The organism is Vibrio sp. 10N.247.311.47 (assembly GCF_041467535.1).
Lineage (GTDB): Bacteria > Pseudomonadota > Gammaproteobacteria > Enterobacterales > Vibrionaceae > Vibrio > Vibrio crassostreae_C.
Genome location: NZ_JBFSUR010000047.1, coordinates 1 through 16417, shown reverse-complemented (window position 1 = coordinate 16417; position 16417 = coordinate 1). Strand labels below are relative to the sequence as shown.

13 protein-coding genes and 1 pseudogene are annotated in these 16417 nt (G+C 45.3%); 3 read left to right on the top strand and 11 right to left on the bottom strand.

What is annotated here, in order from left to right; translation table 11 throughout:
* Positions 1-149 precede the first annotated feature (149 nt).
* Positions 150-2150: a hypothetical protein gene (locus AB6E51_RS22120; protein ID WP_372050104.1), complete on the bottom strand. Its 2001-nt coding sequence runs from the start codon at positions 2148-2150 to the stop codon at positions 150-152.
* 103 nt (positions 2151-2253) lie between these two features.
* Entirely contained in the window at positions 2254-4020 is a 1767-nt protein-coding gene (locus AB6E51_RS22115; RefSeq protein ID WP_372050103.1) for a sodium:solute symporter family protein, read from the bottom strand.
* A 507-nt stretch (positions 4021-4527) separates the two neighbouring features.
* Here AB6E51_RS22115 and AB6E51_RS22110 point away from each other — a divergent pair.
* The 3 genes from AB6E51_RS22110 (at position 4528) to AB6E51_RS22100 (ending at position 9857) form a co-directional block, all read left to right on the top strand.
* Positions 4528-6294, top strand: a complete 1767-nt coding sequence (locus AB6E51_RS22110; RefSeq protein WP_372050102.1) for a sodium:solute symporter family protein — start codon at positions 4528-4530, stop codon at positions 6292-6294.
* Between the two features lie 84 nt (positions 6295-6378).
* On the top strand, positions 6379-7821 hold the full coding sequence (uxaC, locus tag AB6E51_RS22105) for a glucuronate isomerase (RefSeq protein WP_372050101.1): 1443 nt from the start codon (positions 6379-6381) through the stop codon (positions 7819-7821).
* Positions 7818-9857, top strand: a complete 2040-nt coding sequence (locus AB6E51_RS22100; RefSeq protein ID WP_372050100.1) for a heparinase II/III family protein — start codon at positions 7818-7820, stop codon at positions 9855-9857. The genes uxaC and AB6E51_RS22100 overlap by 4 nt, the downstream gene beginning before the upstream one ends.
* Before the next feature lie 138 nt (positions 9858-9995).
* On the opposite strand, the gene AB6E51_RS22095 is transcribed toward AB6E51_RS22100, so the two are convergent.
* From AB6E51_RS22095 to AB6E51_RS22055, 9 genes and pseudogenes are all read right to left on the bottom strand, one after another.
* Positions 9996-10676, bottom strand: coding sequence for a hypothetical protein (locus AB6E51_RS22095; protein ID WP_372050099.1), 681 nt, complete (start codon positions 10674-10676; stop codon positions 9996-9998).
* On the bottom strand, positions 10603-11241 hold the full coding sequence (locus tag AB6E51_RS22090) for a hypothetical protein (protein WP_372050098.1): 639 nt from the start codon (positions 11239-11241) through the stop codon (positions 10603-10605). The genes AB6E51_RS22095 and AB6E51_RS22090 overlap by 74 nt, the downstream gene beginning before the upstream one ends.
* Positions 11231-12052, bottom strand: a complete 822-nt coding sequence (locus tag AB6E51_RS22085; RefSeq protein WP_372050097.1) for a TnsA endonuclease N-terminal domain-containing protein — start codon at positions 12050-12052, stop codon at positions 11231-11233. Before AB6E51_RS22085 ends, AB6E51_RS22090 begins: the two co-directional genes overlap by 11 nt.
* Before the next feature lie 542 nt (positions 12053-12594).
* On the bottom strand, positions 12595-13563 hold the full coding sequence (locus tag AB6E51_RS22080; protein WP_372101994.1) for a trypsin-like serine protease: 969 nt from the start codon (positions 13561-13563) through the stop codon (positions 12595-12597).
* A 310-nt stretch (positions 13564-13873) separates the two neighbouring features.
* Complete coding sequence (locus AB6E51_RS22075; RefSeq protein ID WP_239917856.1) at positions 13874-14275, bottom strand: hypothetical protein; 402 nt, start codon at positions 14273-14275, stop codon at positions 13874-13876.
* A 43-nt stretch (positions 14276-14318) separates the two neighbouring features.
* Positions 14319-15281, bottom strand: a complete 963-nt coding sequence (locus AB6E51_RS22070) for a hypothetical protein (protein ID WP_372101995.1) — start codon at positions 15279-15281, stop codon at positions 14319-14321.
* Positions 15278-15541, bottom strand: coding sequence for a hypothetical protein (locus AB6E51_RS22065; protein WP_102420874.1), 264 nt, complete (start codon positions 15539-15541; stop codon positions 15278-15280). Before AB6E51_RS22065 ends, AB6E51_RS22070 begins: the two co-directional genes overlap by 4 nt.
* Positions 15542-15571: 30 nt before the next feature.
* A complete protein-coding gene (locus tag AB6E51_RS22060; protein ID WP_372050251.1) occupies positions 15572-16072 on the bottom strand; it encodes a hypothetical protein in 501 nt (166 codons plus the stop codon).
* Positions 16073-16081: 9 nt separating this feature from the next.
* A pseudogene (locus tag AB6E51_RS22055) lies at positions 16082-16417 on the bottom strand (hypothetical protein); the annotation flags it as partial.

Genomic DNA, 16417 nt, shown 5'->3' with positions numbered 1-16417 from the left:
ATCAAGATCATTTAATTAAATCAATGCTCTATAATTTGTAGTAATTGTGAGCTTGAACAAAATTACATAGTTAGAGGTTTTAGTGTTTCATTAAATATAAAAAGGAGCTCATAAAGAGCTCCTTTTTGTATTATTGAAGACTATGTAACTTAGTACGTTCTAAACTTAACGTACTGACAATTGTTGTTTTCTTTTATTTGAACCAGTTTACCTGTTAGAGTATTACTGCTCACATAGTTTGATGTCACGTTAACTGAGCCGCTACCATCAACGCTGGATAACGTCCCCCTGAAATCACAACTATTATTTTCATCACTGTCCCACAATTGCACTGTCTTCCCTGCGAGATCTCTATCAATCGCTACACAGCTTGCTTGGGATAAGTCCAACTCCATTTTCTGCCCCCAACTATATTGGGTGATGACATCACACCCTTCAGACACAGGTGGATCGACTGGATCAACAGGCTCCTCTGGATCGACCCCCTCCGGAGGCCAAGAACCTCCAGCCACACTGACACCAGAAGTTGGTATCTGCTGATGAACGCCCTCTGCCAACGCTTGATTCCAAGTCGCTATTGGCTCTTCATTAATATTGAGATGTTTGTACTGGCTGCCATCCCAATTGAGCGCGTACTCGACATCAGGTTCATCGTATAGCCCCCATCGAGTAATACTGTCACCCGAACTCTTTGCTTTCTCTAGTGTATTGTTGGTTAGGACATTATTAGGCCCTGTCGGTCCTGACCACTTACTGGCGTGGTCGCCGGAGCCAACCCAAATCGGTTGCCACGTTGACCCCGATTCTGGCGCCCCATTAGACCAACTGCGATGCTCGTACGGCACGGCGATATGATTTAAGCGAACCAAATTATTTCGCTCCCAGCCACCGTGGAAGTTCATATCAACATTCAGTGTATTGTGCTCGACGATATTTCCAGTCGCTGACCACTGGAGAGCGAGGTGTCGAATGTTACGAATATCGTTATTGTGGATCCAGCTGTTGTATAACTTAGAGCCACGAACGTACCCATTACCGCCAGCCCCTTTATTCCACGAGCCGTCGATCGTGTTGTTGGAGATGGTGACTGCTTTGGCGAACTCACTGACAATAGGATGTGAACCGATCATGTCGATACGGACATTATCAACCCAGCCGTTATACGCCCACTTGAGAATGATGCCGTGAATCGCATCTTGTGCACATACGTTCTCATATCGATACAAGACGCCATTAGGGTTGCTCACCGAAAACTGGTTGCGATTGTAGCCCTCACAATGGCTACCTTTCGTGTCCATGGTTAGAAAGAAGTCTTGCAGACCAAAGTTTTCTACCGCACTGACTGGCATGACACGGCTGTTGTAACCACTCTCATTGTTTAGCGGGATATCAAACTCTAGACCGCTATCAAGGGTGACCGAATTGTTGCCACTGTTTACCGCTGTCACTTTAAAAATCTGTGTGCGCATGTGACCGGTTTTTATGTGACTACCACTTCTTCTCGATTCTGGCACTTGCCCTTTATCCAAAAACGCTTTGTCGTTGGCGGCACCGACATAAATAAGTTCGCCCTGGCTAAACTCAACGGCTTTTCCTGATTCTAGTACAATGGTGCTGTCACCCATTTTTGCAGGTTGTGCAAACTCAATGCTGTGTTTCCAGTGGAAGTTGACGCTCCCCTCGTAAGCGGGTTCCTTGACATGCTTCTCTCGAGTTTCGACACGAAATACGCCAAAACCAGGCCAGTATTTCTTATCAAAATCAGGAGCATTACTGGCATCCACACCATAAGGTGACCAAGACTTAACGACAATTTGAGTACCCGTGGCTGGATCGCTTCCCGCCCCTTTGATAACCACCCCTGACTTGTCAATATGGATTTCATCACTCAGGTTAATAGTGCCCTGTGGCAGTATTATCACCGTATTCTTACTCGTAGATGCGGTAACCTCATTGTCAATAATGGCTTGCAGTGCAGCAGAATCATCGATGCCATCGTCGACGATAACACCGTGATCAACTGCGTAGATAGTATTTTGAAATGTCGTAGGTAACGTTGCGCCTTGTTTATAACCTGGAGCTGAAATGCCAGATGCGCTATATAGGGTTAGAGGTATAAGTATGCCGAGTGTGTTCACGTTCATTTTCACGTTTAGATCTCCCTTCCGCGTTTATTATGTACTTCTTTTAGTTACTGGTTAAAAAAAAGGAGCTACTGTGAACTACGTAGCTCCTCAAGGGGGTTAATTAGAATTATGTGGCGCTACTAGTCGTAAGCTTATCGGCTTGTTTTGCACTCTTCAGAAGCAAACTTCCAACCGTCACAATGACCGCTCCACAGAAGACAAAGGCCATTCGTCCCCAGAATGGGTTCGGGATGAGTACCATTAGCGTCACTAGAACACCAAATACAAGAATCAATTTGCCTAGCATGTTGCGTTGTTGACGATCCAGCTCATCTTGACCTGCTTCTTCTACTACTGGAGTAGCAACATCGCTCCAGAACTCAGTCAGTTCAGATTCACGTTCACCAACTGGCTCTTTGTAGAACTTAGTGGTTAGGCAGAAGAAACCACCCGTGATGAACAAGTGACCCATGATACCGAGTAGGACTTTTAGGTCTTTCGCTTCACGGCCTGTAAATGGCATGTCTAAATTCAGCCAGTTTGCTACAACATCGGCAGTAATCACGAAACTAACAAGGTAAGAGACAATAATACCGACAGCCAATGTTGCCCATGCCGCCCAATCTGGCGTCTTCTTGATGAAGATACCGAAGAATAGTGGTACCAATATTGGCATCTGCAGTAGCGTACTGACGTACATCATCGCATCGAACAAGCTCAATCCACGAAGAGAGTTAATGAATAGGGCAACTGCGATAATCAGAGCACCAAACACCATAGTAACCACTTGGCTTACACGCATTAGTTTCTTGTCGTCAGCCTTTTTATCAATGATTGGTGCATAGAAGTTACGAACAAAGATACCGGAGTTACGGTTAAGGCCAGAGTCCATTGAAGACATGGTCGCGGCAAATACCGCAGACATAAGTAGGCCAACCATACCAACAGGCATCGCATTCTCAACGAATACCAAGTAAACCGCATCCGCTGCTTTTTTACCTAGCTGTGCTGCGTGCACTGTGGCTGCATCTGGGTAGATCACTGCCGACACCCAAGGAGGCAAGAACCAAATAGCAGGACCAATCAGCATAAGAACAAACGCAAGTAGCGCGGCTTTACGAGCATTGGTCGAATCTTTAGCTGTTAAGAATCGATAAGAGTCCTGCATGTTGTTAATGTTTTGAAGCTGCTTCACGAACATGAAGATGAACCATGCCACGAACAGCAGCGGATAGTTCATATTTGAACCCATTATCGAATCCGCAGGGAACTGTTCAATTAGGTTCGTAGGACCACCTATCTTAATTAGAGCGGCAACAGCACACACCACGGTCACGGCCATAATGACCACCATCTGAACAAAGTCGGATGCTACAACACCCCACGCGCCGCCGATAACAGAAATAAACAGGACGATTAGACCTGTAACAACGATTGTTGTCTCAATATCTACTTTAAATACCGCACTGACAAACAGTGCCAAACCATTTAGCCAAATACCGGTATAAACGATGCTGGTTGGCATGGTCGCCCAAGTAAATACTTGCTCATTTGTAGCACCAAAACGACGACGAACGCCTTCAATCGGTGTTACGACTCGCATTTGGCGAAAACGGTATGAAAAGAATAACCAAGAAAGTAAAAAGCCAAATGCGTTGGCCATAAATACGACCATAATGGGAAAACCATCGGTAAAGGCTTTACCTGCCGCTCCCGTAAAGGTCCAAGCACTAAATTGCGTCATAAAGGCAGTTGAGCCGACCATCCACCAGAGCATTTTACCGCCCCCGCGAAAGTAGTCACTGGTAGAACTACCTGCGAAACGTTTAAAGATGACGCCTATCGCTATCATAAAGATAAAGTAAACGCCCACGACGAGCATATCGACATTCATTCTGAACTCCTTTTACATTGTATTTATTTTCAGACTAATTATTAAAACTGCGTTTCATTATTAAGCAAATGACGTTTTTATAAAGACCAAGCAGGTTATTATGTGAGCTATGTAACTAATTATTTCTAACGGTGTGATTTTGTGTTGTTGAGATCAAAGAATGCGTAAAAGGCACAAGCAACGTTGCTGATATGGTTGTAGGTAACTCAATTATTAACCCATGACTCACCCTTTATTGTATATATCACCAAGTAAGGTAAGGCACAGTGTGCGTTTACTATTGGATGAGTAGCGAGCCAACTCTGACTTAATAAGCACATAAGCGTAGACAAGATAGGGGCTGAAAAACCTAATAAGAAAAACTCACAGCTAACATAAAAAAATGAAAAATCGTTTCATTCATCACAAAAGCCCACAGTTCGTTGGTAATTGCGGCGCTGCAAATGCAATAATGAACCATCGTTTTAATTTTTAACTAATCATTTTTTCATTTTAGAGGTAAGTTTTATGAATATTGACATTGTTGTTGTCGGTGTCTACTTCGTCTTCATGATCGCTGTAGGTATCATATTCAAGCGTCTATCAGGCAGCTCGACCAGTGACTACTTTCGCGGGGGCGGTAAAATGCTCTGGTGGATGGTCGGCTCAACTGCCTTTATGACTCAGTTCAGCGCTTGGACGTTCACCGGGGCAGCAGGTAAAGCATTTACCGATGGCTTCCCTATCATGGTTATTTTCATGGCCAATGCGTTCGGTTTTTTGCTGTCTTGGCTGTTTTTCTCCTACCGCTTCCGTCAAATGCGTGTTGTCACTCCAGTAGAGGGGGTGCGTCGCCGCTTTGGCACGACAAACGAACAGGTATTTACATGGGCAACCATGCCAACCAGCATTGTTTACACTGGTATTTGGCTAAACGGTCTGGCGCTATTTGTTAGTGCCGTATTCAATATCGACATTGAAACAACCATTGTCATTACCGGCTTGATTGTTCTATTTATTTCCGTTATCGGTGGTTCGTGGGGTGTGGTTGCGTCCGACTTTGTGCAAATGGTCGTCATCATGGCAGTCACGGTCGTTTGTGCCGTTGCAGCCCTCATCGAGATTGGTGGCCCAAGCAACTTAATTGAGCAATTCCCAGCAGACTCAATAATGGGTGCGAACATGAACTACCCGCTACTGTTCGTAGCATGGTTCATCTTCATGTTTGTTAAACAGCTTCAAAACATCAACAACATGCAAGATTCTTACCGATTCTTGACCGCTAAAGACTCCACCAATGCGCGCAAAGCGGCACTGTTGGCATTTGTTCTTATGCTGGTTGGCCCTGCGATTTGGTTTATGCCACCATGGGTAACGGCTGTCCTTTACCCTGATGCTGCGCTAGCACACGCTGACGCGCTCGGCGGCAAAGCAGCGGATGCCGTTTATCTTGTGTTCGTTGAGCGTGTCATGCCAGTGGGTATGGTAGGCCTTCTAATGTCAGCTGTCTTTGCCGCGACCATGTCATCAATGGACTCAGGTCTTAACCGTAATGCTGGCGTCTTCGTTCGTAACTTCTACAGCCCAATCATCAATAAGAATGCATCTGAGAAAAAACTGATGCGTGTTAGCCAAGGCGTCACCATAGTGTTTGGTGCTCTGATTATCGCAGTTGCACTATTCATCAACTCCCTTCGTGAATTGAGCCTATTTGATGCCATGATGTACGTAAGTACATTGCTACAAATGCCTATCCTAGTTCCACTGTTCTTTGGCATGTTCGTTAAGAAGACGCCTGATTGGGCAGCTTGGGCTACACTAACAGTCGGCATGGTGGTCTCTTATATGGTGAGTTTTGTCATCACACCAGATGTCATCGCGAACCTTCTAGGTATCGAGGGCGGCTTCACTAGCCGTGAGGCGGCAGACTTGACGGTAATGAATGGCATCATCGGTCACCTTGTATTCACTGGCGGATTCTTCTGTCTAACCACTAAGTTTTATAAAGAGCCACAAGGCGAACGTAAAACGGAACTTAATGAGTTTTGGACTGACGTTGCTACGCCTGTCATCGAGGAAGAAGGACAAGATGCCGTCGACCGCCAACAGCGCAGCATGCTTGGTAAGCTCATCTTAATCTTCGGTTCGTTAGTTATCTGTATGGTACTGATACCAAATCCATTCTGGGGTCGCATGGCATTTTTGTTCTGTGGCGGCGTGGTACTCACTGTTGGTGCTTTACTGTTAAAAAGCGCCAAGGATACCAAAGTAGTGAACCTACAGACTCAGAGTTAACGTAGTGACAAGGGGCTGGCTACCAGCCCCTATTTTGCGTTTAGCAAACCGCTATCACCGTTGAGTTTTCAAAAGTATTTCGAGATGAAACCCATGAACCAATACATCCATAACGATTTTCTTTTAACCTCTGATTTGGCTCACTGCTTGTTCCATGACTACGCCAAAGCAATGCCGATTATTGATTATCACAACCACCTAGATGCGAAACAGATTTGGGAAAACCATCGCGCGAGTAACATCGCTGAGTGCTGGCTGCATAGTGATCACTATTTATGGCGAGCGATGCGCAGCAATGGAATTGAAGAACACTACATAACCGGCGATGCGCCCGACAAGAAAAAGTTCGAGAAATGGTGTCAAACCGCCCCTTATCTTCTCGGCAACCCGCTTTATCAGTGGTCTCACCTAGAGCTGGAGCGTTTCTTCGACTGCTCACTATTATTAAACCCGGACAATTGCGATGCCATTTGGTCACACTGTGAAGCCGAGCTTGCTACATCTAGACTCACAACTCAGAGTGTGTTGAAGCAGTGTCATGTCACCACGCTTTGCACTACAGATTCACCGCTCTCCGATCTTCACTATCACAAACTGATTGCCGAGTCCGACTTTGACGTTGAGGTGCTCCCTACATTCAGAGCAGACGATCTATTTGCGTTTGGGTCGCCAAGTGCTTTTCGCATTATGATTGATACATTAAACACGATGACCTCTCTGCATATTGCATCCATCAATGACTTTCTCAACGCGATTTCAAAGCGAATCGAAGCATTCCATAACGCTGGCTGCCGACTATCCGATCTTGGACTCACTCAAGTGCATTTTGCACCTTGCTCACATAATTCCGCTCATCAACTATTTGAAAAGCTGCTAACAGGGAAAGTGCTTAAAGATATCGAAAGCAAACAACTTAGCTCTTTTCTGTTCAACCAGTTAGGTCAGCACTACCATAGCCGTGGCTGGGCAATGCAACTCCACATTGGTGTATTGATTAACGTTAACGAACGCAGAAAACAGGAGCTTGGCGGTGGCACCGGATTTAGCGTGATGAATGATCGCCTTATATCCGAAAATCTAACCCAGCTTCTCAGTCAATTAGATTTAACCAACCAGCTACCAAAAACGGTGCTTTACAGCATCAATCCAAATCACAATGCACTACTCAGTTGCATTGCCGGTGCTTTTCAAGACAGTGACTCCGCCGCTGGAAAAATCCAATTTGGCGCAGCATGGTGGTTTAACGACCACAAAGACGGCATGGAAGCCCAGCTCACCACATTAAAGAACTTAGGTGCTCTAGGCCGGTTCATAGGTATGTTGACCGACTCTCGCAACGTATTTTCGATGAGTCGCCACGAATATTTCCGCCGTGTACTTTGTAATCAACTCGCCGCTTGGGTCGAAAATGGAGAGCTTCCAAATAGTGCATCGCTACTGAAAGACACCATAGAAAACATCTGTTATTACAATGCAGAGCGCTACTTTAATTTTCCTCAATCCAGACTCACAGGGGATGCTCAATGATCCAGTTTAGCGAACAACAAATTCAATCCATCAAACAGCGCGCTTCTGAGCAAACTATCGCCCAACTCATAGAAGACAATCATGTTGTGCTCAATAGCGATACCTTGGTTCCGCCCGACGGTCGTGCGACCTGGAACCTGTATTACTTTTGCCCTGAGCATGGCGTTCGCCTAACGTGGGATCGTGAAAAGCCACTCTCGCACTGCTGCCCAGTTGACGGTAAAGAGTTCGCGGGTGAACCATATGATGGCGCCTGGTGGCGATGGCTAAATGGCCTGAATGCAAAAGCGTGCTACGATCTTGGCTTGCTTTGGAAACTGACTGGAGAACAACGTTTCTTCGATAAGGTTAAAGACATCTTGCTTCAATCCGCTAAATACTATCCGGACTACGAAGTTCATGGTGGCATCCCCTACAACGGGCCAGGCAAAGCGAATGCACAGACTTTATGTGAGGCAAACTGCCATTTGGATCTTGCTCGCGGTTATGACTTCATTCGTGAGCAACTGTCACTAGACGAGCAGTCATACATCGAGCAGCGCCTACTTCGTGAAGGGGCTGAGTTTTTGATGGAGTACCGAACTGACCAGCTACACAACCATGAAATGAAAATCAACGCCACCATTGGTGTGATTGGGTTGATCCTCGAAGAGAGCCGCTACATCGATTTTGCTCTGAATACTAACTACGGTATCCACTATCAACTTAACCACGGCTGCTCAGAAGAGGGAATGTGGTTTGAGGGCTCGATTCACTATCACTACTACGCCTTACAAGCGCTGTTAAACTTTGAAAAAATCGCCTACTCAACGCCTCATTCCGTGAGCTCCAACTCTAATTTTGTTAAGATGCTCAAGTTCCCACTAAACTTGGTACTTAATACGGGCGACTTCCCGCGTCTCAATGACTGTATTGCAGGCCAAGAGCGCATTACTCACTCACACCTGTTTGAGTTTGCCTACGCGCAGTACCCTTGTGATGAGTTTGCGAGTGTTCTTACTAGCATCTATCAAAATGTCTCAAGAGATAACATCGATGCACTACTTTACGGTGTGGATGAACTTCCAAAGGCTGCGCCACTGCAATGTCAATCTATCCACACCGCTCAGGCGGGCGTGACGATTCATTACGACCAAAGCAATGATCATTCTCTGCTTGTTAAGCACAGTCCTTATGGTGGCGAACACGATCACTACGATCGATTAGGCTTGATCATTGTTCGCAATGGCAAAGAGATACTGCCCGATCTCGGTACCACCGGGTATGGCGCAGAGCTGCACTACGGCTATTACAAGAATACCGCCACGCACAACACCCTTGTTGTGAATCAGCAGAACCAATCGCCAATCGATCCAACGTTACTTCACTTCTCTGACTCTCCAATTTGCAAAGTCATAGATACGCTTGCCGATTGGAATCAACCAGCAGCAGAAGTCGATAGCCACACCATCGAGCAGTGGGATAGCCAGTCATATCAGAACGTCATGTTCAGGCGTATCTTGTTCTGTGTTGGCGAAGCGTATGTAGAAGCAAACCTGATAGCCAACCCGCATCAGCAACAGTTGGATTTGACCTACCATATTCGCGGTGAACATACCGAAACGGACAGCTTTGAGGTTTGCGCTAACCCGTTGCCAGGTGCACTAAACCGAATGACCAATACACGTCAGTTGAGTTCGGTTTCAGCGCACTCCCATCGCTACGCCATTGAAGGACAAACGCCATTTAGCCAAAAGATGGTATTCAGTTCGCCGTGTGATGTTTTGATTGGTGAAGCGCCAGATAACCCAGCAACATCAAACCTCGCGTATACCTTGGTTCGCTCCAATGCGACCATGCTAAACACCATAGTACTTCACGACCTATCGCAAAATGTAGATCTTCTGCTTGAAGATATCTCTTGGAGCGACACCGAAATCACATTCAGTATCAACCAAGATGGCAACAAAACCACCATCACCTACAATTTGTATTCGCATTCTTTGCGGACTCAAAGTTGGCAGCCTGAAAGCGACAATCTGGCACTCAACGAATAACGATAAGGCCAGCTCTTTCACCAAGAGCTGGCTATATTTTTCTCGGTATCCTCAGTTAACCATTTGTCACCAAAACACAAAACCTCTAACCAAAGACAGCACTTTCGATATTACCGCTTTCACCCGCGCATAAATTGGTTATTGTGTTGATGCTCTCTTAACGGCTCTGTCTAGGGCTTCTATCCACGCGGTTTCATACTCACTTTCGGTTCTATGCACCATTTCACCATCAACTTTTTTGGTTCTAGAAGGGTGCTTAATTTCAACCACTACTGAACAGTGTTCTTGGTTTGCTTTAGCATCCCATCGAACGCCTTTCTCAGAGCATGCTTTCATTACGTGCGTAAGCCCATCTTTGCCACTTTCAGAAAACCCAAATAATCTAGAGCCTAGACTATGCTTGTCGTTAATATCGCTAATATCCACCTCAATAATAACAAGAGGGGTTTGCCGGTAATAGAAATATGCACAATGAAAGGTTCGAGCCTCCTGTGTGAGCTTGTTCTTGTATATCAGGGAAGCATTGTCTGGCTTTGGCATTACCAAACACTGTGTACCTTTGTGTTCATAATCAGGAAGCTTCATGAGCTTCTTGATAACCTTTTCAAAAATTTGAAAGTTACCTGTAGGAGCGACTACTTTCGGTGCCTCAGGACTAGTTGGATCATCGCAATCACTGCGATTAATCGCCCAGTCTAGCTCTTGCGCCGTTCCGTTTGCTGTTCCATGCCCGACTCCTGAAGCATCAGGCTTTGGTTCTGCCGGAACACGACTTTTCGGGAAACCTGAAAACTGAACGTTGATATAAGGCCGGGACATTTAAAAGAAAGAAGCCATCAATCGCAAGGCTGAAAATCTCGGCAACGTCATCGGTAATGATTGTACCCACGCCCTTAGCCCTTGTCCGCCTTCGACCGAGTTTATTAGCTACATCACGCCTAGCTTTACCCTTACCACCAGACTTATGATAGTCAGGTAAGAATGCGTTTGGTGTCATCCCTCGCTGCCAATATCGACGCAGTTGACGAATGAAATAGATTCGTGGTTTTCCAGTTTCTTCTACTGCGCTTCTAATTCGGCGATTGCGTGATGACTTATCAAGAAGTTCACAGTGGTCTTTCAATAATATTTTGAGTAACGAATAAGCGTCGTCTCTCTTGATAGCTTGTGAACTATCGATTTCAACGTGAGAAAAAGTAAAGGGTTCACTGATGCTCTGTATTGCTTGGCTAGCAATGAGTTCATACAACTCAGAGGTAGGTTTAAATATGGGCCAAGCTGAATCGTCATCGATATTAATCAACCAAATAGACTCTATTGTTTCGAACACGACTCGTATTCGCTCGCTTGAATCTTTGTATTGATAGACTTGATTAAGAAGCATTGCCTACCCCAAAATCTGCGCTATCGCTAACTAAAAGCTCGATATCTTCACACTTCCACTTAGTAAACGGAATTTCTAGTGAAGCTTTTAAATATTGATTAGCGGTACCATAACGAAATACTCCGATATGAGTGCCTTCCTCTAATTGGTAGAGGTCATCCAATTTTGCACAATGTCGAGCTACATAAGCTTTGGGTTGCTTCGCTAGTCTAGCAGCAAGATCAATGACATCTTGCTTGGAGAATGGGTATTCGACTTCTATATCTATATTTATAAGTGGTTTTATCCACTTCAAGTTCATTTTGAGGTCGTTGGAAACTTCTTGATCGGTAAAAAAGAGACAAGGTACTTTTGCGGCTTCCCAATATAATTTTTCTATTTGAAGCTTTTCGACAATGCGTTGGTCATCAAGCTTTAGGGCGGGTTTTACGGGGATAGCTAACTGAGAGCCATCGACAAAATCGATGAGTAAGTCCGTTGTTACTATCTTAAGTTCACCCTTTTCCTGTGGGTGACGAATACCTAGTTGTCGGCAAATAATTAAAGAATCAGCAAGAGGAATTGGAAACTGCTCTCGAATATCGATGACCTCTTTGCACCAGTCGAACACCAAAAATGCGGCAAGCTCGTTTCCAGAATGAAAATGGTGTATGCGACCAACGCTAGCACTTTTAACTCGAACGCTTTCGCCAGAGCTGCTGAACTCTCCGACTTTAATGAAAGGAACATAGTCCTTCCCCGTCCCTTCGCCTCGTTTTTCATCTAAACGCTTTTGGTCTTTCTTATTGAGTGGCTTATCTGCATCTGACATAAAAAAACCTCCGACTAAGCTAAACTTAGCAGGAGGTCAAAAAACGATCAATCTTTATTGTGTATGATCAGACTTTATTGTAACTGATCAAACTTTATTGTCTTCCGACAACACAGCCCAGGAGGAATAAGGGGAGATGAAGCGGCATCAACCAGACCGTGACGACCATTAAAACGACGACACCTTTGATTCCCCTTATCAAATTTATCTTTGCGGAAGGGACATGAGAGAAGGTTAATAATATATATAGGAAAATGAAAAGTAAAAGTGTGTTGATAAAAAGTATCACAAGATTATCCAATAAGGTTCATTTTGACTGCAATAAGCCCCGATTGTTGGGGCAAGATGAAGCCGACAATTGAACAAAGTGAAAGCGTCAGGCTTTTGCATCCCACCGCAGTCCTTCGCGGTACAACAAATACCCTCGATGATGCGTTTTTCTTAATAGCCGTATGGCTTGACGGTAAGTGGTGCGTATCACGCGCCAATCATTGCCATCGAGCATTTCCAATATAACAGGGTCGTTAATTTTGTAATCCATCTCAGGCCAGTCTCTTTCTTAAACGCCCGAAGACAGCTAATCCAAGTAGAGAGAAAACGCCGAGAGAGCCACCGCTGCCGCCAGAACTTGGTGTCGTTGTTGGAGGGGGTACGGGAGTCGGTGTCACAGGGTTGATATCAATCACTTCATTGGTGGTTAGATGCAGTTGACCAGAGCCGCTCACATCGAGCTCATACGTACAGGTATCAAACGAATCAATCGCAGGCAAGGTTTGGCATGTACCGCCGGTTATCGCTACATCTCCAGCTACGTAAGCGGCATCCACCACGGAGTTTTGGTGTAAAGACTGAACCTTAATCGTTTGAGTCCCCGTTCCTTTGAGCACGGTTGGGTAATGCCAGCCGTCCACCGTATCTAAGATGAAATCTTTTGAGTAGAAAAGATCAGGTATAGATTGTCCGCCATAAGTAACGCCTATCACTTCGTTACTTGCATTAAACCATGCGCTACCGCTGTCGCCGGATTCAGTTTCAGAGCCTCCAATAGCATATTTATGATAAAGATGATCGATGGATGGATCGCTAACATTACTGACAGTAAAGTCACCGCGTTTGAGTTCTGTGAGACTACCTGCGAACCCGTAAGCATGAACGGCATCGCCTACGTTAGCCGTAGCCTGATTCAAGTCAGCGAAAAAATGGATGTTTTGTGTTGCCTGTTTATCAATATCCAGGATGGAAACATCGTAATTTCTAAAACCTGTGTAGTTTGGGTGATCAACCTTTGACTTCACGGCAAGATAACTACCGTCGTATATAACAACTACGTTATTAGTAATTCCACAATGTGCAGCAGTTAGAATCTTATCACCACCCACAATCAAGCCCGTGCAATTACCGCTGACATAATCATCAAAATCATGCATCCAATCAACAACGGTTCCGTTTGTAATAGCAAAACATGAGCTTGATAGTGCGCTCAATCCTAGCGCAAGTAGTGTTTTTTTCATATCCATATACCTAGTGTTTTTCGTTGTAGAATCGAGAAATTTCTAAAATAGACATTCTCTGTTTTCTATTGTTTGTAACGCCTGTTTTTTGCGTAGCTTTCTCGATAGCAGTAAGAACGACTTTTGCTTCACTTTCGCTCAAGTACATCTGAGGAATTAGAACTTTACCTTTTCTATAATCGTTTGACATTATTAACAATTAACCTTATCAAGCCCATTTTTTGTCGGTAAAAACACAATAGTAAACAACTAGTGGTTAGTCAATACCACTAGTTGTTATAACTAGCATCTAGCTAGGTTTCGTACAAGTCTATTGTACTTCCCAGCAGGTTGCTTTAGCTGAAACAGCGCATCCGCCACAACTAGCACGACCAGAAGTCAACTTCCAGTACCCACCAGACTGATAGACATGTGCATCTGTGCCTTTTAGACCTCTACCATAAAAGCCACTCACTTTACTTAATGCGCATACCCACCCATTTGTCGGTTTTAGTGTTTTGGTGATAATGGACGTGGACTCTGAACCGGATGAGAACTCCACCACTTGAACTGAACCTGAGCCTGATTGTGGCGGCTCTAGTCCGTCATACAAATCCTTTTCATATTCCGCGCGGTTTTGCTTTACACTCTCGTAATAGTCCGCTTCACTCGCGTAACCATCTTCCAGTGTGACCTTTGCAAGTGTTGTGTGGCTTACAATTGCGCCACTCATAAGCGTAATCATTAACATAACTTTTTTCATTGTGATTCTCCGATTAAATACATTGGACTAAAGCCGTTGCTTTACCAAAATGTGTAGCTTCCATTTTTTTTGTTTTTGTATTCTTTGCTGTAGTATCAACCCCGATAGTCCAATAATTGCTATTTTCATTCAGGATGTATGACTTAAACTTGGCTAGGCTCTCATAGTGAGCTGGAGTTTCAATGTCTCCAATATTCAATATCAATTTAGGCGATAAACCTTTACTGCACGCTGGCTTTCTTACCGTCTGACCATGCGACACCGCTTCAATCGTCACCAATCGTTTTGATACAGATATCTGACTGCCGTCAGAGGCGGCAATTAAGTAGTCTTTCGCATTCGTGATGCCGTGCGCTCCGCCTACATCCCAATCTTCTGTTAATGTGACGCTTCCATCGCGCATGACAATGTTTTCGTACATCAGTGCAAGTGTTGCTTGACGTAGAGTAATGTCGATATCATTACCCGCTCGCTCGGCACCTGGAATGTCAATCAACACGTTTGACCAACGCGTCCACTCTTTCGCATCCTTGTCTAATTCATGAAGTGGGATACGAATCACTAAGTGCTCGTTAAATGCCGGTATGTGCGTAAGGTCGGTGTAAAAGTAAGTACTCAGACGCGAATGGCTCCACGGCACGTAATCGGGCAACTTACATTCACCATTGAGTTCTCGATCAATCGTGCAACTGCCCCAGTATTGCTCAGGGTAATCGTTCATGAGGTTATCCAACGTTGCTGGCCAACTCGCTTGACTGGTCGAATCGACCCCTTCTTCGGTGATCTTGTAGTATTGATATTGATGAATGCGCTCTATCAGCACTCTAATGTGCTCACCGTAAGCTTTCGCTTTCTCGTCTTCCTGATAATTGTGATACGCCGGGTAGCTGATACCCACAATCACTAGGCTGAGCCCGAGCGTAATGAGAAACTCGACTATCCCCACGCCGCGTTGTTTGAAGGCACTATTCATCATCGAGACTCCTCATGTTTTTTCATCAGGGCACTATACTCCTCGCATTGAATGGTTCTTAGGCCTTCATCGGGACACGATACCGATATGAAAAATGACGGTCTTCCGTTAAGCACATTCATTATTTCTTTATGATTCATGCCAATTTGAACGCCAGCCACTAGACCTAATCCCCAAAGTAACAAGAACCAAAGCCCAATCTTGGTATCTTGATTCATCATTGGGCCTGTTTTAAATAAGCGCGTTTTCATTTTATTGTTCATCATTTATTCCTTTATTCGGCAAACCTATGTTTACCAAGCAAAACACGCCGTAGCTGGGTCAAACTCCATGCGAGATACATCGGCTGGCCCTTTAACGACTTCAAGTATCTTTAAGGTTCGACCTTGAAATTGCCAACTGCCTATCACGGTTTGAGCCAGTTCTTTAAGGCGAGTCGCCTCCTGACTGGAGTGCGCCGTCAACGTGAGGTGCTTACCTATCACGCGGCCGCTGTTACGGCTCGCCTGATAGGCAATATCGAGCGTCCAAGGACTGTTATCTCGGATGCTCGCCTCCAACCACCCCTCACTGACCAACGTATTGATGTCGTCGTCAATCGGTATGTGCAGACAATCAGTACGTTCGGTTTCGCTGCGTATCTGCTCATCCATCGCTTGCATGACCGCTGAGGTTGTTCGCTTAAATAACGCTTTTTCTCGCGCGCCGTGGTAAGTCAGCAATAGTCCAGTCACCACGCCTAACATGGCCAAGGTGCGCAGCGTGCTGGCAAGCGTGAGGGAGGTAAGATTCATGCCGACTCCTTACAGCGTCACAGTGATGGTATTGCCAGCGACCGCTAAGGTCGCGCAGCTGGCGGCGCTGTTACAGTTACCGGCACTCAATTTAGCGAGCGTATCGGCCAAGTCATCGATGTATTGCGTATCGATGTTGGTGATGCCCACCTTCACGCGCTGCATGTTCGCGCTATCGACCGTCAAGGTGTAATTCCCGCCATATTCATTGGTGCCAACGCCATCACGCGTATCACCACAAATCGTGGAGGACACCGCATTGCGGGTGGCACTGCATACTTTGCTCATGCCAGTACCACTGTGATTGACGCTTTTGACTTTCTCCGCGCCGGCTTTGATTTGCGT

Coding starts and splice junctions, on each gene's coding strand:
- AB6E51_RS22115 (WP_372050103.1), bottom strand. CDS start 4,020: ATGAATGTCGATATGCTCGTCGTGGGCGTTTACTTTATCTTTATGATA.
- AB6E51_RS22110 (WP_372050102.1), top strand. CDS start 4,528: ATGAATATTGACATTGTTGTTGTCGGTGTCTACTTCGTCTTCATGATC.
- uxaC (WP_372050101.1), top strand. CDS start 6,379: ATGAAACCCATGAACCAATACATCCATAACGATTTTCTTTTAACCTCT.
- AB6E51_RS22100 (WP_372050100.1), top strand. CDS start 7,818: ATGATCCAGTTTAGCGAACAACAAATTCAATCCATCAAACAGCGCGCT.
- AB6E51_RS22095 (WP_372050099.1), bottom strand. CDS start 10,676: ATGTCCCGGCCTTATATCAACGTTCAGTTTTCAGGTTTCCCGAAAAGT.
- AB6E51_RS22090 (WP_372050098.1), bottom strand. CDS start 11,241: ATGCTTCTTAATCAAGTCTATCAATACAAAGATTCAAGCGAGCGAATA.
- AB6E51_RS22085 (WP_372050097.1), bottom strand. CDS start 12,052: ATGTCAGATGCAGATAAGCCACTCAATAAGAAAGACCAAAAGCGTTTA.
- AB6E51_RS22080 (WP_372101994.1), bottom strand. CDS start 13,563: ATGAAAAAAACACTACTTGCGCTAGGATTGAGCGCACTATCAAGCTCA.
- AB6E51_RS22075 (WP_239917856.1), bottom strand. CDS start 14,275: ATGAGTGGCGCAATTGTAAGCCACACAACACTTGCAAAGGTCACACTG.
- AB6E51_RS22070 (WP_372101995.1), bottom strand. CDS start 15,281: ATGATGAATAGTGCCTTCAAACAACGCGGCGTGGGGATAGTCGAGTTT.
- AB6E51_RS22065 (WP_102420874.1), bottom strand. CDS start 15,541: ATGAACAATAAAATGAAAACGCGCTTATTTAAAACAGGCCCAATGATG.
- AB6E51_RS22060 (WP_372050251.1), bottom strand. CDS start 16,072: ATGAATCTTACCTCCCTCACGCTTGCCAGCACGCTGCGCACCTTGGCC.